Genomic DNA, 21,124 nt, shown 5'->3' on the forward strand with positions numbered 1-21,124 from the left:
ATGTTTATGCTTTCCCATTCTTATTTACGGTTTCCCAAGTTTTTGTCAAACCTTGAACTATACGATCAATTACGTGTTGGCTTGAGAAATATCCATTATGGCTAAGTGGATTCCAGTAGCTTTTCCAATCGCCTACGTTCATCTGTATGTCTTCACTAACCACTTTTTCATAGGCTGGATGGACGGGTCTGAGGGGATAACCCAGGATGTCATCATTGTCAAAAAAATTCACCCATTCTCCCGCAAAATCAGGTTGAGAACTCGCAAATGTAGGACTAGGAACTTGAATAGGTTTATCAAAATCTTTATAACGTAAGCTCCATAAAGGCAGTGTTGTTCCACAGGAATAAAATAAGCTTAAGGTGTCTCCACGTTCAAGCGCTGAATCAGCATTGATTATTTTTGGCTTCCACTGTGCTGAATTCTGTCTGTCGTAGAAGTAATTACTTGCGATCACGGTGCCTAGGCTGTGAGATATTACACAAAGAGGAGCATCATAACCTGCCTCCTCAGATAACTCATGAAGAGCCGTACTGATCGTGTCATGTACTGCCATGTAATTATGATCATTAACTTCCAGGGGTTGGTACGCTACGGCATCAGCCAGATAGTGAAACATAAAATGTCTTAGCTTTTCAAAATTTAAGTCGTGACCATGGAACAACTTTTGCTTTAATTCTTCTTCTCTCCCTTCAAATATTTGAGCCCAATAAACGGGTTTAATGACGAGTGGCTCTTGAGTGAACTCCAAAGTATTATTTTGTTTAAACGAATCTTTTAAGGAATGTATAAAAGGCTCTGCAAAGTTTTCCTTTTGCATGCCCAGTCCATGAATAATTAATACAGCTAAAGGCTTAGTCATTTTACCCCTCCAAATCAGAATATTCTTCGATATTAATATCCAATTAATTTCCTGATTTTATACACTGCTTTGCATGCAATGGTTTTTAAGGAGAAGGTGCGGGGTTGGACCTCACCAAATGAATGAACATTAGACACTCTTCTTATTTGAAAAGCTGTAGCTTTTAGAATATGGAAAAGCGAAGGATGTGTATAAGAGGTCTTGATCTAATTAACAAGTACTGAATTCGAAAGAATAAATGATTGTAAATCCATGCTTTTGGCTGAGTTTTTTAACTACATTTGATATGAAGAATAATGTTGAATAAAAATGTGATGAGGAATGAAACAATAATGTTGTAGAACTTGATTTGGTCAAAGCTTTTATGTGAAGTACTCAGCCTAGATATTTTTATTTGAGCTGTATAAATGGTATTTTATCTTTAAAGAAGGAGGGTAAAAATGGAGAAAGTAATCGAGTGTGGCGTTATCATCAAAGGTGAATTCCATAGGATTTCAATCCATCCCCTACCAACGGATATTATTGAGCAAGATTATCCATGGGTTGGGCATGAAAGAAGATCTACTAAAGTGTCTTTCAGTAATTATGAAGAGGGACAACTAATTTCCTTTACGAAAGAATGGAAAATTGGTGAAATCAATAAAATTGGAGTTTTGCCCAGTGAATGTATAGTCAGTTCTATAAATGGTGAACATCAACTTACAATAAAACCGTCTTAAAGTCTTCATAATGGTTTATAAAAAAAGTGACACGCCTTTTTATTAAAGGCGTGTCACTTTTCAGTTTGAGATACCCGTTATATTTTTAGCAAAGCAATCTTTATTGTTTTCTAAGTTTCTCTTCTTATAAATTTCTCACAAATATGATCGATGTAGTGTAATATTTCACTCAATATCGCTACGCTTTACAGTAACTCCGTCATCAAAGATGATTTGGTCCATCTGAAAATCAACTGTGATCTTCTCGAGTGGTGTATCCCGTAGCTCGCTATCCTCATCCATAAATTGATTCACTTCAAAGCTACCATCATAAGAAGCGGATGAACCAGCTTTGATTGCTTTATCGTATTTTACGTTAAGTGATTTGATCTCGTTTCCAAACATGTCTTTGAAAGTGATGACGCCTTGAAATCCTTTGGCTGTTTTGTCAGAAATATTATTCAAATCAAGTGTCATGTTAATGATGTCTCTGAAAATCCATTTATCCGTGTCTGCGTATGTCACACTTTTCTTAATTAAGCCAACTTTTATGGACTCATTCAAAAGTTTAAGCTGAACTTGTTTTTCTTTTTCTGCTTCTTCTTGTTTACGTTTAATCTCTTCTTGTCTCTTTTTTTCTTCTTCCTCTATTTTTAGCTGTCTCTCTTTTTCACCAGTTATGATTTGACTAACTGTTTTAGCAGAAAGATCTGCACTTTCACTATTTGCGTTCTCAATTGCTTTGCTATAATAATCTTTTTCCTCTTGTGTAAGTTGAGTGCTATTCTTCACATCTTGTGAGACGGTCTCTGAATAAAGTTCTTCCGTTATTGGCTTACCACAGGCAGATAAAACAACGATCATCAAACTAATTATAATAGGTAATACTATATTTCTTCTCTTTAATTCCTTCACTTCTACACAACCCTTCAAAAGTTTCAAAAACTGATAAAGATCTTAAGCCAGATATAATTATCCGCTTAAATGTATCTGATCCATTATTGAGATAGTTAACTACTTATCTTTCACAACCAATACCGTCTCCATCACGATCAAGTTTACGACTGTACCCAGGCTCCCCTTCATAGATAGGGTCAGCTCCTGCGGCTCTGACAGCATCACAGTTTTTATAGTACACATTCGTTACAATTGATTCGTTTTTAACTTCGTTGTTCTTTTCAACACTTGGCGCTTGCGTGACAACAACCGGCTCTTCAATCGCAGGCTTAGGTTCAACAAAGCCGCTGTCTTGGACATAGTTTTCTATACTCCAGATCCCCTTCGCTTTTACACGTGCTTGTTTCTGGATTTCTTCAAATTGATCTACATATTTCGTATTCGGTGGATATATGTAAGCAACACGAGCTAACCCATATTCGAGTAGTTGCTCATTTAACATTTTATTGTCTATCCATACATATGCTAACAATCTCCCGTATTTATCGCGTTCCGAAACATCTAATTCAAGTTCCATATTCCCTTTGGCAACCTGCTTCTTTACAAAGTTGGATGCGTCTTTAGCAAAAGGCTGCTCTTCCTTCTCTGGATGAACGGATTCCGGTGTATCAATAAGTAGTAAACGAACTTTTTCTTCTTTGCCTTCTACCGTAACTTTTAACGTGTCGCCGTCCGTTACTTCGACCAAAGTAGCAGGAAACCTATTATCATTATTTTGGGTTCCTTGAGTTTGTTTTCCTTTAGAATCTGAGCTCTGGGGTGTCTCTATAACATCTGCTGTTTTGCTTTTTGTCTCAGCATTAGATGAGCTGTCCTCTTTAGTATCAACCACAGCGATCGGCTCTGTCTTACTTGCTGTTTCGGAAGAAAGAGATCCTAAAAAGAAGATTAGGAACACTCCTGCAAACGCTCCTAAGACATAAGTCAGTGTTTGCTTACTTCCCTTAGCTTGATTCTTTTTAAATTGCTTATATGCCCAGTATCCTAGAGCACCAGCGACAAGAAGATAGAAAAACTTAGTGATTACAGCAATTATGACTGCTATAACAATGATGTATAAAATTATTCTTCCCATTTCATCCTCCTTAGTAAATTTGTACCGAAATGGATTATAACATAATTAGGTAATTTGTAATATGTTTATCTAGGTCTCAAGATATAAAAAATCGCAGTAGTGTACATGAAATCAACATTTTTTGGCTCTGCTTATGCAATAGAAACTACAAAATCTCCTCACATCAAAACATCCTAAAAGAAAAAACCATGGAACCTTCTTATACTAATTTCTACATGCAACATGAAAAGTCTCTCAATATTTAGTATTTTGTTTTATTTGGACAACCTAAAATTTATCCTTTAAACCATTTCAATCTTTACCTATGATGAAAATTGATATTTCAAATATTTTAAATATAAAACTACAACTAAACCCATATAATCTTTTTGTAATTGAGTTATTCCATAATTCCTATTGAAACAATGTATTTGATTCTCGATAAGCGATATTATATGTATAAGAAGTTAAGGAAGTGTGGTGTGTTAAATTTGAATTGTGAAGTGAAAATTTTATCCATAGAGATGCAAAACATAAAAAATGTTCGTTACGGTAAAGTTGATTTAGATCTTAACAACGATAATATTTTGGATGCACAAGTAGTAGGTTTTTATGGTCAAAATGGTTCAGGGAAAACTGCTGTAGTTGAGGCATTGTCAATTTTAAAGAGCTTACTTAATGGTCATAAACTTCCAGGTAAGAATCAACGGTTAATTTATGAGGGTGAAAAAAAACTCTCTCTGGAATTTGAATTTATGCTACAACAAGATACAAACTGGTTCAAAGCTAAATACAAAGTTAGTTTGGAGTATAGAGAAGATAAAATGGTTGTTCAGATGGAAAGTGTGAGCACTAAGGAAAAATCGTACCGTAAAATGTTCCATTACGAAAATGATGAAAGAAAACCAATTGAATTAAGCCGTAAACCAAAACAAGAAGACGAGATTCTTCTAAAGGGTATGAAGTTACTATCTGATCAAGTAGAAGGTTCATTATTTTTTGTAAAATAGTTACAAGCCACGCCGATAGACTTTTTGATGGACCGGAGTTAGTAATTTATCGAGCCTTAAGGGATCAGCTTTCTAAAAATCTATTAATAATAAAGAACTTGCAAGAAGGCATGTTCCCATCTTATTTATTTCATGATTTAAGTTCAAAATCAATGGAAAACAGCACCTATGATATTAATCGCCCCGTGTCCTTATCTAAAGAACATTACAAAAATCTCGCAAATGTCATTGAAAGAAACAATGTTGTCCTGAGCGCAATTATTCCAGGATTGAAAGTACAGCTTAAAAATATGGGAACCACAACCCTAATTAATGGAGAAGAAGGAGTCCGAGCAGAATTTATTTCAATTAAAGAGGGTAAAATTTTACCATTAAAGGTTGAATCGGCTGGAAATCTAAAGTTATTTGCTGTAACTACTTCTCTTATATCTGCTTTTCACAATCCTTCAACAATTGTTGTCATAGATAATTTTGATGAAGGAGTTTTCGAATACCTGCTTGGTGAACTTATCGAAATATTCCAAAATCATAGTAAAGGTCAACTTATATTTACTTCTCATAACTTGAGAGTTCTAGAAAAGCTCTCCCCACAGAATGTTTGGTTTACTACAGTTAATGAGAACAAAAGATATATTAAATTAAGTGGTATTCAGAAAAACAATGATATGCGGATCGTGTACTTGCGTGCTATTTTAGTAGGTGGTCAATCTGAATTCTTATATGAAGAAACCAATCCAATAAATATTGTGCGTTCTTTTATAGAGGCAGGGTTGCAGGATGACGATTGAAGGCTTTGTTTGTTATAGCACAAAGCCAATTTGACAGTCTTTTTTCCTTTGAAGAGTCACAAAGATTATGTAGAAATGAACACGTCCGTATTGAAGCATATCATGGTGTAATTTTTACTCATATCACCACATAGTGGGTGAAAACATAAAATAACCATCACCTTGTTCTAGGAAGGAAGTGGTTTTTTTTTTTATAATTTTCTTGTAAGGATGAGCTGCAGAAAAAAAAATCTCTTTTACTTTCTTTCTATTTTAAATGGAAATCAATTAAAATAGAAAATTTAATCATTTTCTTTATTCGTTGTTTAATGAAGTTTTAACTATACCCGCGTTTTAATGTACAGTCTTCGACACAATACGACACAAATGGTCTTGAGTAAAAGGTATTATTCTCTTGTGGTTAAGAACGGTATTACCTTTAATTTTAATGGTGACCGTGTGGTTACGAGACATTTTTAAATCTCTAGTCAAATGTAGAATATCGTTCAACAAAACAACTTGATCCTTAGATATCTAAACAATTTTTCAAACATCTTTCTTACAAAATCAGATTTGATTCTTAAGAAGTACAGATGCTATTCGTTGATGGTAATCATGAGTAGAGTTATGCAGTGATCTAAAGCTAGTCAAGTAATTCAGCATAGGAGGGTTAGAAAGTGGAACAACAAAGATATAAGGTAATAATTGCAGAAGACGACATACATCAAGTGTCTTTGTTGAGAAAGTACTTAGAAGAAATGGATTTAATCGTCGTCTCCTGTGTATCATCCGGGATACGTTTAATAGAGGAAACCAAATTACATAAACCTGATATTATCTTGTTAGATATAGGACTAAAAAAAATGGACGGTATAACTGCTTTTAAAGAAGTACTGCAATCGGGTGTTCATCCACAGATCATTTTCGTTACAGGCTCTATCAGTACAGAACATCTATTAGCAGGATTTGAGTTTGAATCCGTTGATTATATAACAAAGCCCGTGAACGAAAATAGATTTAAGAGAGCGATTAACAAAGCTAAAGAACTGATATATGCAAAAAAGCTAATTGATGCTGAAGTAGCAGAAGCTATAAACTGGGTTGTATTAAAGCAAAATTACCGTGATGTAACTGTCGCAGAGAATCAGATCATCTTTGTTGAGAAGGATAAACAGTATCGTAATAGATACATTGTTCACCTCAAAGATGGAACAACTGTTGAGACGAGCACACACCTTAAAGAGATTAAGGAAATGTGTTCAAACTTAGTCTATTCCCACAGAAGTTATCTCATTAACATACTGTATATCACGGCTATACAACCTGATGGTATGTTTACAAAAAATTATAACGTGTCATTAGACTATACTTCTGAAAAAGTCCCTTTAACTAAAAAAAACTATATGGATGCTGGTGATCTATTTTTGAAATTTCGTACACAAAGTACTTAGCGTCGCCGATGGTTTACTTGTGTTTTGAACTCGATCTCTCCATCTACTTCACCATTTTCAAGGAGTTCGTATGTAATTGTGATGCTTCCATAATCAATTGCTGGATGTCCAGTGATCTGATCCTCTAAAAGTAATAACAATGTTAGCAGTTTGCTACGGTTCATACCCTCGCCTGCTAATCCCTGCTTGGGACCCCTGAGTCCAATTTTTGTAGTGTGATAGTTAATTGCGAGTTCTCCATCTCTCACAAAGAATTCCATCGTGCCATTAGGGAGCTTGGAAAGTGTTCTTGGGAAATAATCGGAAATAATGCAGAGCTTAATTTGATCATAAAGATTTTCGTTATTTTTTCGCACTAGTGGGTTTTCTCTTTCTGAATATGAATCGTTGGACATATACATCTTGCATGCACCTCTCATTGACGTAATCCTAAAGAACTATTAGGGACATGACTAATATACCAATCCATATAGGACTATTAAAGTATATTTGTTCGAAATGTTTAAAGTTATGTCTCAAATGTTCTCTTTAGGTTAATAAGGAATAAATTGAATACCGTTCCTGTAGGTGGTTCTTAAGGAGTACTAGTTGTACATTTTTCATCTACAATCAGACAAGTTTGGAATCGTCTTTATTGTTTGATTATTTGACTACCACAACAACAATTCCAAGGGCGAACGTATAAAGTACCTCATACAAACAACAAAAAAACACCAAAGGCACGTCAATCGAGAATTCTCGATCGGCTAAACCTCTGGTGCTTCCAGAACCGTGTATTCAATTAACCATAGTATACTTGAATCGTACTAGAATGAATAGAGTTATTTTTTCAACGAATAGGTAGGTCCTTTTCCTCATACGAAGAAAGCCTTCACTATCTCGAGAGTTGTCAGCTTAATTCAGGGTGCTGTTGGGGAAATCTTTTATTTTGTTTACGAACTATGTTCTGGTATAATATAGATAATAAAATATCAAACGTGGAAGCACCACGGTAATCCAAAGGGATTGCTGTGGGCTTTTTTTGTTTTGGGAGGGAAATTCAGATGGCTGTGAGGATTAAAATGGCTACTCTTTTTAGTATTATGGCAACTACTCTTTTAATATCAGTGAACCTTTTCAGCGGTTATATTGTAGGTAATGAGCGGTTTACAGTTGAGATTTTATCTTATGAGATCCTAAAGTATACTGCATGCTTTATTTTAATCTCCAGCGTCAATTATATGGTTGCAGGGCCTATTATGAGGCCGCTATTGCAGGTCATTAAAAAATTGGATACAGCTGCAGTCAGAAGTACTGTAGATAGAGCTCATCCTAAAGGGGATGAATTTAGTATTTTGGAAAATGGATTTAACCAATTGACAGCAACATTAAAACTTCAAAATCATCAAATTAATGTGATGAATTATGAATTAATCCGAAAAAATGAGAATATGAGCACCCTCTTTAAAGATACAATTAGCGCTCTTTCTAAACTGGTTTATGCTCGAGATCCTTATACAGCTTCTCATTCAACGAATGTCAGCCGATACGCAAAGGCACTTTCTGAGAAATTGCGGCTTAATGAAAGTGAAAGTTATTATTTAGAGATTGGTGCGCTTCTTCATGATATCGGAAAAGTAGGAGTCCCTGAGAACATCCTTTCTAAAACAGAAAAGCTTACTGAATCTGAATTTGCCGTTATTCGTAAGCATCCCGAATATGGATTTCAGATTATTAATGAGATTGAAGAGCTCCGAACTATAGGTGTTAGTGAGATCGTTCTCTATCATCATGAACGAATGGACGGAAGGGGCTATCCGAGAGGGTTGTCCGGATATGAGATTCCTCTGTCCGCACGAATTGTTTCCATATGCGATGCTTTCGATGCAATGACAACCAGTCGGTCCTATAGGCCTGCCTTAGATGTAAACTATGCTATTGAGCAACTTCGAAATAACGCTGGTCATCAATTTGATCCCTATATCGTTGAGATTTTCATTCAATGTCTTGAAGAAGATCCAAGCCTTTTCAGAGTTATGGAACAACACGAAAAAATGCTCGCAAGTGTATAACTTGTGAGCATTTTAATATAAAATCGTAAAACCTCCAAACGGGATATGTATGCTTGAGAGAATACCACACCCTTGTGGTTATCATGAGGAAGAACGTAGGATTGCAGAATGAAAATATACATATACGAGTTGAGACAGCATATTGAATATATTTCATTCAGGATATTACCTCTGCTCATCGTGATCTCGGGTATATCGGTATTAAACAGCTCACAATCTCGTTTAACACACTTTTAAAAAATTTCCGTATCTTTGTTAATGCCGACCGATTAGAGTCTAATGTATACTTGGGATATGAACTTAAAATTTTCTGTCAAAAGAATCAATAGAAATTAATGTTGTTAGAAATAATTTAAAGACTAAAGGTGTCTTTACCGAATTAACCCGACCACCTCTAAATTACGTTACAAGCTCCGAAACAACCGTTGGCAAGGTAAAGTCCTGATAAAATCAGGACTGCATAGCGATCTAAGGTTCAAGATAAATGGATAGTTTGGCACAAGTTTAAATGAAAGGGACATTCGAATGCCCCTTCTACACTGTTTGGATTTGACGATTTACTTATCCAGCGAACGATGGTTAGTCATTTTCATAGGTATCTAACCTCTCCCAGGCTCTCTGCGAGCTACCCCCATTGCGAAATCTGTAGCCAGCACCTGATTAACGATTTCTCGTTGGCAATAAAGCTTTCCCTGAACCAGATATCCCCAAGATGAAACTGTTTCCATTTAACAACTGCTTTCGATTGGTAATGAGCATGTTCTTGCTAATTACATTTTGCCCATAATAAATACCTTCGGGATGGAAGACCTGCTGCGCCCGAAAGGGGATGAACATTGCCATACTTTCGGTATTCAATGTTCTCAGTGCATTCCCTTTCTACTCCGAAGGAGAAGCAGTATTCAGTCCATTCATTTGCTGATAGCTCAGAGTGGATAATTGGCACAAATCTTTCCTTATCCTGCTTCAGAATGCGACTTAACGTTTTAATCATAGCGCTTCTTTCCTTCTTTTTCATACTTTTGAATCGTTCCTTGTAGCGCCTCATAATAGGTATTTGTAGAATAAAAAAACTTAGTGCCGTGGCATTAGAAATTCACATTTTAAATACGCCCTTAATAGCTGATCTGCTGTCAAGCCGTGATACCCAATAAAGCCCAATGCCGCGCATGGCTCAACTCCCAGCAAACACATCCGGCTTAACGTTTCAATACCAAATTGCCTAAAATACAAAGCAATCCTACACCAACAGCTAGAATAGAAAAAAAGAACTGCCGCAAGGAGATTCCAAAAAATAGCTTTCCGTATATTCCTGGATTTCCCGGTTAATCTTTACCTCCACCTTAATCCCTCCCAAGTTAGCCACACATTACTTACTTTTATTCTTTTCCTCTGTATGGCTACATCCTTCTCCTTCATCAAACCCTATGGAATGAAATAGCAGCGTGGCAGCAAGCTGAATTCCATCCTTCAACCCCTGCAGATACAATCGTTCATTTATAATTCCATACTTGTGGTGATGCCAGTCCTCCCATTCAGAGAACTCCGACATCCGTCCAATATCCTTTTCTGCAAACAAAGCTTCAAAGGCTTTATCTGCTTGCTCACGGATAAAGTTTAATTCAGGATCGTGCTCAATTCTAGCAGAAACCTCATCCATTCTTCCTTGAATCGCTTGCCGAAACCACGGTGGAAATCCCATCGCTCAGCTTCCCCCTAACTTTCTTTTATAGCATCTGCTCAGTTCGCTTCATAATTCATCCAGCTTGCGACTTTACTTCTGGACTTTCAAACAAAAGAATAGACTGTTCTATGCAGCTTGTCCTAATACGTTTAGCTTACGTCGCTCCTCCTCCATTTTTTCCAACCATTCATTCACATCCTCAACCTCCATTCCAGTTATGAAATGTAGAAAAGATGAACATGATGTGTATTTAAAACCACCTTAATGGTAGTTTAAAAACTCATTTAAGTCAATTCTGTACTCCTACATAATAAGAGTTATAAAGATACTTTAATTGAAAAGAGGGCACTGTAATGATTGTTTACGACAAAAAGAAGGTAGGTAAGCGTATTCGGAAGCAGCGGGATGCTCTGGAAATTTCCCGTGAACAGATGGCTGAGTATATTAAACGAGTACCACGGTTCTGTGGAGATATTGAACGCGGAAAAGTTGGCATGTCCATTGAAACGATGCTCAGCATATGCCATTTGCTCAAAATTTCTCCTAATGAGTTACTATTGGAAAATGAAACCTCTTCAATAAGTGATGAGTCTGAGTTAATTATGGCAGCACTCCAAAACTGCACAGAAAAGCAACGTAAAGATGCGCTGGCACTGTTGAAGCTTTTTCTTAATGCAATAAAATGATCTTAATTATGTCATCTAGAGCCCCACTTCGTATTGATTTAACGGCGCACACGGGAAATGATTTGGAAAATCTGAGCCATTCCCTTTGCTGGCGAATAATGAGCATGTACTGCAATAATGACACTATCTGCTGCTGCCAAGGCATAGATTGTCAGCATCCCCTGGCTTGGCATACAATCAATAAGGACATATCGTAATCTGACTTTACCTGGTCGATATATGAGCGCAGAATTGTTTCACGGCTCATCGTGTTCTCAAGCTACACCTTAACCGCGATAACTCAATATTGCCTGGCATGAAGCCGGAGCCTTCCTGATGCTGTAAAATACCCTCCTGTGAATATCATCGTTTTGACAAGCAGAGTGGCTAATGAAACAGGAATGCTGTCTGGTTCCCTATAGCCCAAAGGAATTTGTCAAATTCCCTTGCGCATCTGCGTCCACTAGCAAGGCTCTCTTATCTTCCTTAGCCAATCCGATTCCTAGATTTACAGCCGTTGTCGTTTTGACCACACCGCCCTTTTGATTAGCCAGGGCGACGACTACCTTCGTCATCGCATTTCCTCCCTTCAACGTAAAAAAGCCGACTGCGTTGAATTTGAACTGCTCCCCGTCAAGTAGACAGCTAAAAAACAAAAAATGGTTCGTTTAGATACCTTAGCTCGGATGACATGCTAAGGTATTTTGTTATGTTGCACTGCGGTATTCACTCGGAGACAGGCCGTCCAAACACTCCGTGTAACGGTAGTGGTTGTAGTAACGCATGTAACGACGGACTGCGCTGTACAGACCTTCATAGGCGTCATATTTCGTAAGGTAATAACTTTCTGACTTGTACGTACCCCAAAATCGTTCGATTGGCTGGTTGTCCAAACAGCGACTTACACGAGACATGCTCTTTATGAATCCATACTTCAACTGGAGTCTTTTATACTCATGAGAGGTATATTGAAAGCCTCTGTCGCTCTGGATCATAGGGGACACGCTTGGATTTGTGTCGTAGGCTTTTTTCAACGTATCCATCACGAGTTTATTGTTGTTGGAATGACCGAGTACCCATGAAACAATCGAGTTATCGTATACATCAATAATGGCACTTAGATACGCTTTACGTCCATTTCCATACTTCAGCTCTAAAAAAACTCCCCTCATAATAGACGTAGAAAGTTTTGTTTTTTTCTACTGTCTACTATGAGGGGAACATAGCAAGTGGAGTCGAGGCGGCTTCTTTTTAATTATGGCTCTTTTAAAGGTTATTGTTTGTTTTTCCCCCAAAGAAAAAACCACTCAATTGAGTGGCTTAAAATACTATGTTTATTCAACTATCGTTTCCCGTTAGTGTAATGATTACTATTATGTTCAGTTGAACATTTTATAGCTTTACATTGGAAAAATCATCCCTATTCATCACCAAAATACATTTCACGATCTTGCACACGTAGAATATATCCTTCGTTGCAATTGTCCTTTAGTCGATTGTTGTAATCAACTAGCTCATCTTTCGTAAGATCTCTTACTACATAATATTTCTTATGGTTGCCACTTACTACAGCACAAGCAATATGGGAGTCTAAAGGGAAGATATACTCAATTTTACCTTCGGAATTAATGAATCTACAAACAGGATTATCACTGGTTATGAATTCTCCATTAGCAGGAGCCCTTAAGAAAACAAGGGTTGACTCATTAACAAATTTCTCTACCTCATCCATAATCAATCCTTCTCCATTAAGAAATTGACGATATAGCTTCAATATATAACTATGGGCATATTCATCGTACACTGTCTCTAAAAACGGAAATAACCGTTCTTCTTCTGGAATTTTAATGGATTTAAAGTCGATACCTAATAAATCACCTCTTAAGGCTACGTCCAATGCGTTTTGTAGTACTGGGTGATACGGTTTCGATCGCCATTCAATCGAAACCATAAACTTAATTAGATCATCTCTTTTGATTGCATTTAATAAATGAGTGTCCGTTGACGAAACTGCATTTGCAATTGTATCATGAGTTTTGTTCCAATCATTTTCATATTGTTGGCTCCAATTTACTTCAATATCTTTTCTTGTTTTTGAAAGTATAGTGCTTCTAAGTGAACGTTTTACTTCATCAGAAACAACATTCCCTTTCAAATCACTAATGCTCCATTCATTGAATCTATAAAAGTTTAGATTCATATCGATTGGATCTTTCAGTATATTTCCATCCAATTTTACGACGTATTCTTTCAAAGGTTCAAAAAATGATTTGAAATCCTCTTCGTTACCACTAAGAGAACCTGCTCTAATTGTATGGTAATCATCAATCCCTGCAAATCTTTTGGTATTCTTTTCTTCCCCTAAATCGTTGATTCCTTTTTTCACAACATAGATTGACGAATTTCCATGCTTCCAGGACTTCATGTAGGTTTGAGGAGTAAGATGATGATATATTGCTTCCGTATCCATTGTTTTCTCCTTATCCTTTATTAATGGTCTTCATCTCATAGAAACTAGCTTCAAATTCATCAATATCAATAAATTTAATGAGTTAATTATAACATATATTGTAACTTCCCTACCCGTTAGTTCAATGAAATCAACAACAAAGTTTAACAGAGCCTTAATTAAAGGAAATCCCCGAAATTTCAAAATGCTTCATGGTGTTTTGTTTAGTAATTCCCCCTCTTAATCTCCTAGCTTTGTTGTTATGGCGTTCCTGGAGCTTTACGCTCTGTCCCCCATACTTATGATTTATCATAAGTGCATTTAAAAGGCATTAAATCAATTAACCTAAATCATATCCCTTGGTTCGAAAACGATGGTCAATTATACGAGAACGTACCGTAGCAGGGCTAGAAGCGGCTAGAGCGCGTGGACGCAAGGGCGGTCGCCCCATGACAGATAAGAAGAAGCTTGACAAGGCAATCAAGCTACACGAGAGCGGAGAATTTACAGTAGCGCAGATTGAAGAAATGACCGATGTAAGCAAGGGTTCACTTTACCGTGAACTAAATCGCAGGAAGCAAGGAGCAAAGAAAGCGGATGAAAATAACAGTCAGCCGTTACAAGCCAACTAAGACAGCCTGTGAGACGTTCAGGACTTGTATAGAGGACTGTGATAAGCTCAATTAGGGCAACTGCTCTTTTAAATACACCTTATAGGGCTTGTACAGGCTCCCCCCCCATTAGCGAATGATTTACTTTTTGTTGGAGTGTCAGAGTTTATCCTCGTCTGCTCCGTACAAAATTTTTCTGAATTGACGTTTTACGCATATTCTCATTCCACCATTCAAAAGTTTTGATATACAATATCAAAAATGTATTTTAATTCCAAATTTTGTGAAATAATGACCGTCGTGTTATTATCAATTTGTCATTCTGAATCTCGTAATCATCATGATTCTAATTGTTATTGCTATTGTTCTTACAATAACGACAATAATCAACTCAAAAACAATCAAACAACTAAAAAACGAAAGAAAAAAACGTAGTCATGAGTAATTCACAACCAATAGATTACGCAAAAGAGTTGAAGAATATCGTATGAATATAGACGACACTAAAATCTTTGGCAATGTTTCAAGACGACAAAAATCGTGGGAGAAAATCCTTACCATCTACGTACTTTATTGTATAGCTTAAATGGTTCTCCCGGAGGCAATTTAAAGAAGCAAAAGTAGAAATGTGGACTTCCATTTAGATTCTGTCCAGTCGTTTTTTATTCAGTAAATTAAGTTTTTTTAAAGGTTTTAGAAGCGATAGAATAAATTATATTGTGAGTTGATATTCCTGGATAAAAAAGAGTTGTATTGTTTGATATTTAGTCAAGATTTGAAGGAAATGGTGCTTTTAAACTAAAAATGGATACCTCCATTTATTGATAATAAAAAGCCGTATAAATTCATAGGAAGTAATGAAGATCAACAAAACTTCATGGATGCTTTTCATTTCATGAGAACAGAAATTGACATAAGACAATCTGAAATTTTATTCGATAGAGAGGTAATGAAAATAATAATGCAAGGGAAGAAAATAATAATACATTCTTTTTAGTACCACTAATGAACTTGACGTTTTTATCGAGTTTGACTTGAGCTGCCGTATCTATACGAATCATTATCATAAATAGCAGAAGATGTTGACGATAGATTATGTATACAAGAGAGATTAGTCTCTCTTTTCTATTTGCTCTTTTTAGGACTAACTCATTACAAGAGGTGAATTTGATGTATAATTAAAGAAATTCATGAAAATAGTAACTGCGGCATTTTATAGCACTAAGAAATGAGGTGAAACTTATTGATAAGATTATTCTTAGGAATTTCATTACTAATTGCAGCCGCACTAAAAATGTTCGGGCTTATCGAAATCACTGAACCCTATGTTTTTGGCTTTTCATTAAGTGTTTTATTCATGTCATTAGTGAGCTATTTAGATGATCCTCTAAAAGAGATTAAGAATAAAAAGAGCTTTAGCATAATTCTAAAATTCGTGTTTTTATTTCTAAGCATAATGTCTTTTGTGTTAGTTCCCCTAATATATAACACACCCGTAATCCAAACAATAACAACTTCAATAGACAATGACACTTTTCTTTTATTTGGAATTGCATTTAGTTTTCTTACATTGTTTTCTGGTGATAGGAATTTGGGTCACATAAAAAAGCTATTTGAAATTGAAAAGCAGAAAGCAGTCAATGAAAAAGTAAATGAGATAATAAGTAAAGTGGATTCTATAAAAAATAAAAGAAAGCCCTAAGGGAGGGGATACTAAATGTCTCAACAAAATCAAAGTACTGACCTCGATAAAAGAATTGAAATCATTTTCAAGCGTCCCACAGAAGAACTGCTAAGTCCTTGGGAAATATCAAACTTCATAAATCAATTTTCTAGTAATTATTATAAAAACGAATTACTAATTTCAATATCTAAAGCAATAAATTCAGGAACTCCCGTTGAAAATATTTTCATATTAGATGATTCTTTTAAAATTAATACCTCCTATTCTAAACTTGACGCAATAGATTTAAATAAAGCAAGCGAGATATTATATCTTTATCATATGGGTAAACCTGTGAGCCTATTTCCAAATCGCAAGATTTACTCCATCAATATTATTTTCAATGTTTTTAGAACATTTAATGAAATTATTTACAAACTGATTCATAAAAGAATCGCTAAAAAACAGCTACATAATTTTATCAATTCTCCAAATGATAAGAGCATGCTAAATAATCTTTCTGATTTAAAGGATTTGGCTTATAATCTTTTAAGCAAATCTAATCTTAGAGAAAAAAATAATGAAATAGAAAAAGCATATGGTGCAGCAGTAAACCGAATTAATAAATTTGATGATGAACAGATAGATATTGATTTAATGCAAGATAGCTTTTTTGAAAAAGATTACGCTTTACTAAAAAATGAAAAATACAAAAATCTAGAGTCCAAGTATTTTTCATCTTTTTTTAGAGAATTTAATAACAACTCAAGACCTGTCGTAGGCATATACTACCCAGAAACAAATAAAATACAGATACTTTGTGTAAATCATATTAATAAAACCAAAAGAGACTCAAGATTCTTGGATTTAAAACAATTTTCACATAATAGCCCATATGAAGTTATCATTTTAGTTGGAACAGGTATAATCTTGCCTCTGATGAAGGAAATAAAATATCATTTAGACGAGAGAAAATTAACTAAACAAAAAAAAGAAGTTGTGAGTACTGGAATCGCATTGGATAATCATCTAAATGAAATTTATTCAGAATTAGAAACCATTTTGTTAGATACAAATTCTTCGGATTTCGATAACATCGAACTAGACTACCTTAAAACAAAAATTGTAGAGACAAAAAATAATAACGATAACAAGATTAATGAACCAATACGAAAATACGGTTTTTCCCTTTCAAGTGTTGTTACAAAAACTAAAAGTTCTTAGAGAAAAAGAGGGGTTCGCCACCCCTCTTTGCTATTTCCGCCAATACATCTCAACTATTAGTCTTTCCTGACCAACAGTGAACAACACTCCACATGTGTGGAGTCGGTATAAAAAGTATACAAAATGCAGATAGTGAAGACACATTAAATTCGTTTTGCAAAAGCTCGTGAGGGACCCTCTTCACTTGAATTGAGGTGAGATACTATATTCTCAATTTCAACATCGGACACATAAGCAGAAACCAATCTTCTTTTTGCCCCATCCTTAGGGAGATATAGCATGTCTCCTCTCCCTAGCAAATCTTCAGCTCCCGACTCATCCAGAATTACCTTAGAATCATAATGATTGGCAACAGCGAATGCAACTCTTACGGGTAAATTTGCTTTAATCACAGGCGATAAAACTTGTTTGGAGGGCCGCTGTGTGGCTATAATCATATGAATACCAGCTGCACGTGCAAGTTGGGCAATTCGCTGAATACATTCCTCTACATCCGCTCCTGTTGTCATCATCAAATCCGCAAGTTCATCTATGACTAAAACGATATAAGGTAGGCGAGGAGCGCTAGGATCTACCGATTGTACCCTATCGTAATACGATTCAATATTACGCACACCATAGTGGCTTAAAATTTCATATCGCTTTTCCATCTCTACAACAAGTTTTTTTAATGCGATTCCTGCTCTTTTCACATCCGTTACGATCGGGCCAAACAAATGCGGGATGTTTTCGTAGACAGAGAGTTCGACCATTTTGGAATCAATGAACAAAAATTTAAGCTTATCCGGACCCAGACTGTATAAAAGACTTATGATCATAGCGTTAATAAATACGGATTTGCCTGCTCCTGTAGCTCCTGCGATCAGTAGATGCGGCATGCTGGCTAAATCTGCATAAACCGGTTCCCCCGACATGTCCATACCAATAGGGAAGTTTAGAGCAGTTCGTGTAGCTAAAAATTCTTTATTCTCAAGAAGTGGTCTTAAATGAACGGTATACGGTAGTTTACTGGGTACTTCTATACCAATTACGTTTGTACCAGGGATAGGGAGATAAAGCGTGATTTCTTCAGCCTTCAGAGCCATTTTCAAATTCATCTTGAGTCGCTTAAAATGGGATATATTCAGCCCTTCTGCTGGTACCAATTCATATCTCGTTACACGAGGTCCATAGGTGACGCGAATAACTTTGGCAGGTAACTTCAAATTAGCTGTTTCTCTTTCAAGCTCAGCGAAAGCACTTTTTGAATCCTGGTTTGAAGTTGGTATGACTGTTGAAGATTTAAGTAAGGTGACAGGTAACTTCAACACATCGGTGCTTGGGTAATTCCAACACAGTTTACCTGTCTGGTCAAACTGTAATATAGCATCAAAGACGGTATCGCTTTTATTCGATTCTTTGGACTTATGAACAAATCCCCGTATTAAACCACTCGATCCCGTTTCCAGAATACGTAGGATCGTTTCCTTTTCAATGACTTTACCTTTGATTGTTTTGCTAATTTTGAAATCACATCCCGTGTTCTCCCATGCACTACAGCCATATAAAACTCCTTTATCGATGACAGGCTGGCCACATTTTTTGCAAGATCCCAAGTTTTGATCAGCGGTCACATTTCGTTTCGGCCGTCGATGCGCTTCAGTTGTAGGTAATGTCTTAGCTGGGCTACTAGATATAGGAGAAGTAATCTGTTCTGAAGCATCTGAATATTCAGTAGCATTCCCCTTGATTTCCATATCCTCATCATGCATCGATTTCTTTTGATGCCTTGGATCCCCCTCGATATGTGTAGTATTAGACTGCCCCAGCGACGATATGGATTGTACAGGTGAGCTAGATACTGGAGGTCGTGACATGGGAATGCCGTTATTAGTCGTTGCTGAGTTTGGCTTAACTGCTTCGGGCATGTCCATAGATTGAACAGAGTTCACAGCATCATAAACAAGCTTAGTAGCCAGTTTCTTGGCCTGATCAATAAAGCTAGTATGTGTAAATCTCCCCTGACCAATTTCACTTAATGTTTGTTCCCACTTGGCAGTTGTTTCGGCTGAGGATAAAGCAGATTGGCCGATAGCTTGAATAAGTGTTCGTCCTTTCACAGTGGGATACACCAAGTTTTTTTTGATTTCAATATAACTCTGATCCTTTAATCGGCTTATAATACTTGCTCTAGTCGCTTCTGTCCCAAGACCATGCGTTTTGCGCAAGATGCTTTCTAGCTCTTTATTTCCTAACTGATTCCCCGCAGACTTCATCATTGAGATGAGGTTACCTTCTGTCAAACGCTTAGGAGCAGAAGTCCAGGCTTCTTTAGCAAAACAATCGGTGGTATGACCAACTTGTCCCTCCACTACACTAGGAAGCAGCAGATCTAGGCTTTCTTCGCTCTCGGCAGGGTCATCTGTATTGATAACGAGTCGCCAGCCGTCTCGAATGATTCTCTTCCCTTTGGTTAGGAACGAAAATTGATCTCCCACATACGTGATGATCGTGGTGTGTTCCAGAATAGCACTATCATAATGAGCTGCAATTACTGATTTAACAACCAAGTCATAGATCAGTCTTTCATTATGGCTTAATCTGCTTAAATCTGGAGCTGTATCGGTCGGTATAATCGCGTAGTGGTCTGATACTTTCGAAGCATCCACATATCTTTTATTATTCATAATAGAGGGAACCGGTTTAGGGATTAAAGGAGTATAAGGCCCTAGTTTACCTATGTTCTCAAGAATGCTGGGTAACTCCTTTGCTTCTTCCGTCGTAATCCGATTACTATCCGTACGTGGGTAGCTCTGATACCCCTTGTCGTATAGCGTTTGACAGGCATCTAAGACATCTTTCGGACTTAGTTTGAAAAGTTTATTGGCAAGGGTTTGTAATGCAGAAAGACTAAACAGATAAGGGGGCAAAGTCTCTTTAGTCTCCACAGATATCTCATCGATATCGGCCGTTTTTCCTGAACACCAAGCGGCCAATTTCTCAGCTTTACCCTGATCCATAAGTCGGTCTTGATTGCCTGTAAACCATTTCCCCCTATACTCCATATCACTAAAACTGAAGTTTGCAATGACTTCCCAATAGGGAGTGGGTACAAAACTTTCTATTTCCCTTTCGCGTTCAACAATAAGTGCTAGAACCGGTGTTTGAACACGCCCTGTTGAGAAGCTCTCTCCTTTTTCAACTTTGACTCCTTTCTCTCGAAGCAGGATGGAGTATGCTCTTGATGTATTTATCCCCACAAGCCAATCTGCACATGACCGAGCATATGCTTCATAAAACAAATTTTTCTTTTCTGATTCGGGTAGAAGTTTCTGAAATGCTGCAAAAACCGCTTCTTTCGTTAACGAAGAAGTCCAAAGTCTCTTCACGGGTTTTTTACACCCACTAAGTTGATAAATCAGAGTAAAGATGGCTTCACCTTCGCGGCCTGGGTCACAGGCATTTATAATTTCGTTAAAGCTCTTGTTTTGAATCAATTTCTTCAAGTGGGCGAACAATTTTTCTTTCCCTTTTGCAGGCTTCAGTTGAAAGGGTCCTGGTAGTATGGGGAGATGCTCCATTCTCCACTTTTCAAACGTTGGATCATAATCCTCTGGTTCTTTTAAAGTAACTAAGTGTCCTGCTGCCCACGAGAAGTAAGCTCCCTTGGGGAATGTCGGACAGGGAAGTACCTCGATGTAGCCCCAACCTTCCCCTTTGGTTGGAAAAGGAGCCGCTAGTCGTTGAGCTTGGTCTTTTTTTTCAGCTATGATAAGTTTCATGTAAACCTCCTATAACGAGCAAAAAGCACGCTTCCCCATAGGGAGAAGCGTGCTTCGCTTTGTGAGTATTCAATTGATTTCATTATACCGTAATCTTACACCGAGGTCACCCTGTATGCTGTCCAGAAGCGTGCTAAATATGTTCTTATTCTGCGGTCTCTACTTACATGTGAACAAGCCATCCAAAATAAAACCCAAATGATGAACCTTTCCTACG

20 protein-coding genes are annotated in these 21,124 nt (G+C 36.8%); 9 read left to right on the forward strand and 11 right to left on the reverse strand.

Going from position 1 to position 21,124, the window contains the following annotated elements:
• Positions 1–4: 4 nt before the first annotated feature.
• On the reverse strand, positions 5–862 hold the full coding sequence (locus tag BLS69_RS22700; protein WP_091036621.1) for a chemotaxis protein: 858 nt from the start codon (positions 860–862) through the stop codon (positions 5–7).
• A gap of 440 nt (positions 863–1,302) precedes the next feature.
• Here BLS69_RS22700 and BLS69_RS22705 point away from each other — a divergent pair, with 440 nt between their 5' ends.
• Positions 1,303–1,581: a hypothetical protein gene (locus tag BLS69_RS22705; RefSeq protein WP_091036625.1), complete on the forward strand. Its 279-nt coding sequence runs from the start codon at positions 1,303–1,305 to the stop codon at positions 1,579–1,581.
• A 165-nt stretch (positions 1,582–1,746) separates the two neighbouring features.
• On the opposite strand, the gene BLS69_RS22710 is transcribed toward BLS69_RS22705, so the two are convergent.
• Together BLS69_RS22710 and BLS69_RS22715 are read right to left on the reverse strand one after the other, a co-directional pair.
• The gene (locus BLS69_RS22710) at positions 1,747–2,475 is read right to left on the reverse strand and encodes a hypothetical protein (protein ID WP_091036627.1); all 729 of its coding nucleotides are present in this window, start codon (positions 2,473–2,475) and stop codon (positions 1,747–1,749) included.
• 103 nt (positions 2,476–2,578) lie between these two features.
• Positions 2,579–3,592, reverse strand: coding sequence for a thermonuclease family protein (locus BLS69_RS22715; protein ID WP_091037497.1), 1,014 nt, complete (start codon positions 3,590–3,592; stop codon positions 2,579–2,581).
• Between the two features lie 461 nt (positions 3,593–4,053).
• Here BLS69_RS22715 and BLS69_RS22720 point away from each other — a divergent pair, with 461 nt between their 5' ends.
• The 3 genes from BLS69_RS22720 (at position 4,054) to BLS69_RS22730 (ending at position 6,799) form a co-directional block, all read left to right on the forward strand.
• Positions 4,054–4,581, forward strand: coding sequence for an AAA family ATPase (locus tag BLS69_RS22720; protein WP_176872953.1), 528 nt, complete (start codon positions 4,054–4,056; stop codon positions 4,579–4,581).
• Between the two features lie 110 nt (positions 4,582–4,691).
• Positions 4,692–5,369, forward strand: a complete 678-nt coding sequence (locus BLS69_RS22725) for an AAA family ATPase (protein WP_091036633.1) — start codon at positions 4,692–4,694, stop codon at positions 5,367–5,369.
• Between the two features lie 656 nt (positions 5,370–6,025).
• The gene (locus BLS69_RS22730; RefSeq protein WP_091036635.1) at positions 6,026–6,799 is read left to right on the forward strand and encodes a LytR/AlgR family response regulator transcription factor; all 774 of its coding nucleotides are present in this window, start codon (positions 6,026–6,028) and stop codon (positions 6,797–6,799) included.
• On the opposite strand, the gene BLS69_RS22735 is transcribed toward BLS69_RS22730, so the two are convergent.
• Positions 6,796–7,200: a hypothetical protein gene (locus BLS69_RS22735; protein WP_091036638.1), complete on the reverse strand. Its 405-nt coding sequence runs from the start codon at positions 7,198–7,200 to the stop codon at positions 6,796–6,798. The genes BLS69_RS22730 and BLS69_RS22735 overlap by 4 nt on opposite strands.
• A 642-nt stretch (positions 7,201–7,842) precedes the next feature.
• On the opposite strand from BLS69_RS22735, the gene BLS69_RS22740 reads away from it, so the two are divergent.
• Positions 7,843–8,850, forward strand: coding sequence for an HD-GYP domain-containing protein (locus BLS69_RS22740; RefSeq protein ID WP_091036641.1), 1,008 nt, complete (start codon positions 7,843–7,845; stop codon positions 8,848–8,850).
• Between the two features lie 1,074 nt (positions 8,851–9,924).
• Here BLS69_RS22740 and BLS69_RS32690 read toward each other — a convergent pair.
• Both BLS69_RS32690 and BLS69_RS22755 read right to left on the reverse strand, forming a co-directional pair.
• Entirely contained in the window at positions 9,925–10,044 is a 120-nt protein-coding gene (locus BLS69_RS32690) for a PrgI family protein (protein ID WP_371129089.1), read from the reverse strand.
• Between the two features lie 175 nt (positions 10,045–10,219).
• Positions 10,220–10,552, reverse strand: coding sequence for a hypothetical protein (locus BLS69_RS22755; protein WP_091036643.1), 333 nt, complete (start codon positions 10,550–10,552; stop codon positions 10,220–10,222).
• 335 nt (positions 10,553–10,887) lie between these two features.
• On the opposite strand from BLS69_RS22755, the gene BLS69_RS22760 reads away from it, so the two are divergent.
• Complete coding sequence (locus BLS69_RS22760) at positions 10,888–11,220, forward strand: helix-turn-helix domain-containing protein (RefSeq protein ID WP_091036646.1); 333 nt, start codon at positions 10,888–10,890, stop codon at positions 11,218–11,220.
• Between the two features lie 38 nt (positions 11,221–11,258).
• Here BLS69_RS22760 and BLS69_RS32695 read toward each other — a convergent pair whose 3' ends face one another.
• The 4 genes from BLS69_RS32695 to BLS69_RS22775 form a co-directional block, all read right to left on the reverse strand.
• Positions 11,259–11,441 (reverse strand): ParA family protein, encoded by a 183-nt coding sequence (locus tag BLS69_RS32695; protein ID WP_371129090.1) that lies wholly within the window; start codon positions 11,439–11,441, stop codon positions 11,259–11,261.
• 174 nt (positions 11,442–11,615) lie between these two features.
• Entirely contained in the window at positions 11,616–11,774 is a 159-nt protein-coding gene (locus BLS69_RS32700) for a ParA family protein (protein WP_180361813.1), read from the reverse strand.
• Between the two features lie 132 nt (positions 11,775–11,906).
• Entirely contained in the window at positions 11,907–12,371 is a 465-nt protein-coding gene (locus BLS69_RS22770) for a DDE-type integrase/transposase/recombinase (protein WP_091036649.1), read from the reverse strand.
• A gap of 248 nt (positions 12,372–12,619) precedes the next feature.
• Positions 12,620–13,669 (reverse strand): DUF4238 domain-containing protein, encoded by a 1,050-nt coding sequence (locus BLS69_RS22775; RefSeq protein ID WP_091036652.1) that lies wholly within the window; start codon positions 13,667–13,669, stop codon positions 12,620–12,622.
• A 428-nt stretch (positions 13,670–14,097) separates the two neighbouring features.
• Between BLS69_RS22775 and BLS69_RS22780 the strand changes: the two genes are divergently transcribed.
• From BLS69_RS22780 to BLS69_RS22790, 3 genes are all read left to right on the forward strand, one after another.
• Positions 14,098–14,280, forward strand: coding sequence for a helix-turn-helix domain-containing protein (locus tag BLS69_RS22780; RefSeq protein WP_091036655.1), 183 nt, complete (start codon positions 14,098–14,100; stop codon positions 14,278–14,280).
• Between the two features lie 1,222 nt (positions 14,281–15,502).
• Entirely contained in the window at positions 15,503–15,961 is a 459-nt protein-coding gene (locus BLS69_RS22785; protein WP_091036659.1) for an MraY family glycosyltransferase, read from the forward strand.
• A 15-nt stretch (positions 15,962–15,976) separates the two neighbouring features.
• Entirely contained in the window at positions 15,977–17,146 is a 1,170-nt protein-coding gene (locus tag BLS69_RS22790; protein WP_091036662.1) for a hypothetical protein, read from the forward strand.
• A 143-nt stretch (positions 17,147–17,289) separates the two neighbouring features.
• Here BLS69_RS22790 and BLS69_RS22795 read toward each other — a convergent pair whose 3' ends face one another.
• Positions 17,290–20,907 carry a DNA topoisomerase 3 gene (locus tag BLS69_RS22795; RefSeq protein ID WP_091036664.1) on the reverse strand — a complete coding sequence of 1,206 codons (3,618 nt, stop codon included), beginning with the start codon at positions 20,905–20,907 and terminating at the stop codon, positions 17,290–17,292.
• Positions 20,908–21,124 lie beyond the last annotated feature (217 nt).

Origin of the sequence: Paenibacillus sp. CF095, assembly GCF_900101225.1 — a bacterium.
Taxonomy (GTDB): domain Bacteria; phylum Bacillota; class Bacilli; order Paenibacillales; family Paenibacillaceae; genus Paenibacillus.

Coding starts and splice junctions, on each gene's coding strand:
- BLS69_RS22700 (WP_091036621.1), bottom strand. CDS start 862: ATGACTAAGCCTTTAGCTGTATTAATTATTCATGGACTGGGCATGCAA.
- BLS69_RS22705 (WP_091036625.1), top strand. CDS start 1,303: ATGGAGAAAGTAATCGAGTGTGGCGTTATCATCAAAGGTGAATTCCAT.
- BLS69_RS22715 (WP_091037497.1), bottom strand. CDS start 3,592: ATGGGAAGAATAATTTTATACATCATTGTTATAGCAGTCATAATTGCT.
- BLS69_RS22725 (WP_091036633.1), top strand. CDS start 4,692: ATGTTCCCATCTTATTTATTTCATGATTTAAGTTCAAAATCAATGGAA.
- BLS69_RS22735 (WP_091036638.1), bottom strand. CDS start 7,200: ATGTATATGTCCAACGATTCATATTCAGAAAGAGAAAACCCACTAGTG.
- BLS69_RS22740 (WP_091036641.1), top strand. CDS start 7,843: ATGGCTGTGAGGATTAAAATGGCTACTCTTTTTAGTATTATGGCAACT.
- BLS69_RS32690 (WP_371129089.1), bottom strand. CDS start 10,044: ATGTGTTTGCTGGGAGTTGAGCCATGCGCGGCATTGGGCTTTATTGGG.
- BLS69_RS22755 (WP_091036643.1), bottom strand. CDS start 10,552: ATGGGATTTCCACCGTGGTTTCGGCAAGCGATTCAAGGAAGAATGGAT.
- BLS69_RS22760 (WP_091036646.1), top strand. CDS start 10,888: ATGATTGTTTACGACAAAAAGAAGGTAGGTAAGCGTATTCGGAAGCAG.
- BLS69_RS32700 (WP_180361813.1), bottom strand. CDS start 11,774: ATGACGAAGGTAGTCGTCGCCCTGGCTAATCAAAAGGGCGGTGTGGTC.
- BLS69_RS22770 (WP_091036649.1), bottom strand. CDS start 12,371: ATGAGGGGAGTTTTTTTAGAGCTGAAGTATGGAAATGGACGTAAAGCG.
- BLS69_RS22775 (WP_091036652.1), bottom strand. CDS start 13,669: ATGGATACGGAAGCAATATATCATCATCTTACTCCTCAAACCTACATG.
- BLS69_RS22780 (WP_091036655.1), top strand. CDS start 14,098: ATGACAGATAAGAAGAAGCTTGACAAGGCAATCAAGCTACACGAGAGC.
- BLS69_RS22790 (WP_091036662.1), top strand. CDS start 15,977: ATGTCTCAACAAAATCAAAGTACTGACCTCGATAAAAGAATTGAAATC.
- BLS69_RS22795 (WP_091036664.1), bottom strand. CDS start 20,907: ATGAAACTTATCATAGCTGAAAAAAAAGACCAAGCTCAACGACTAGCG.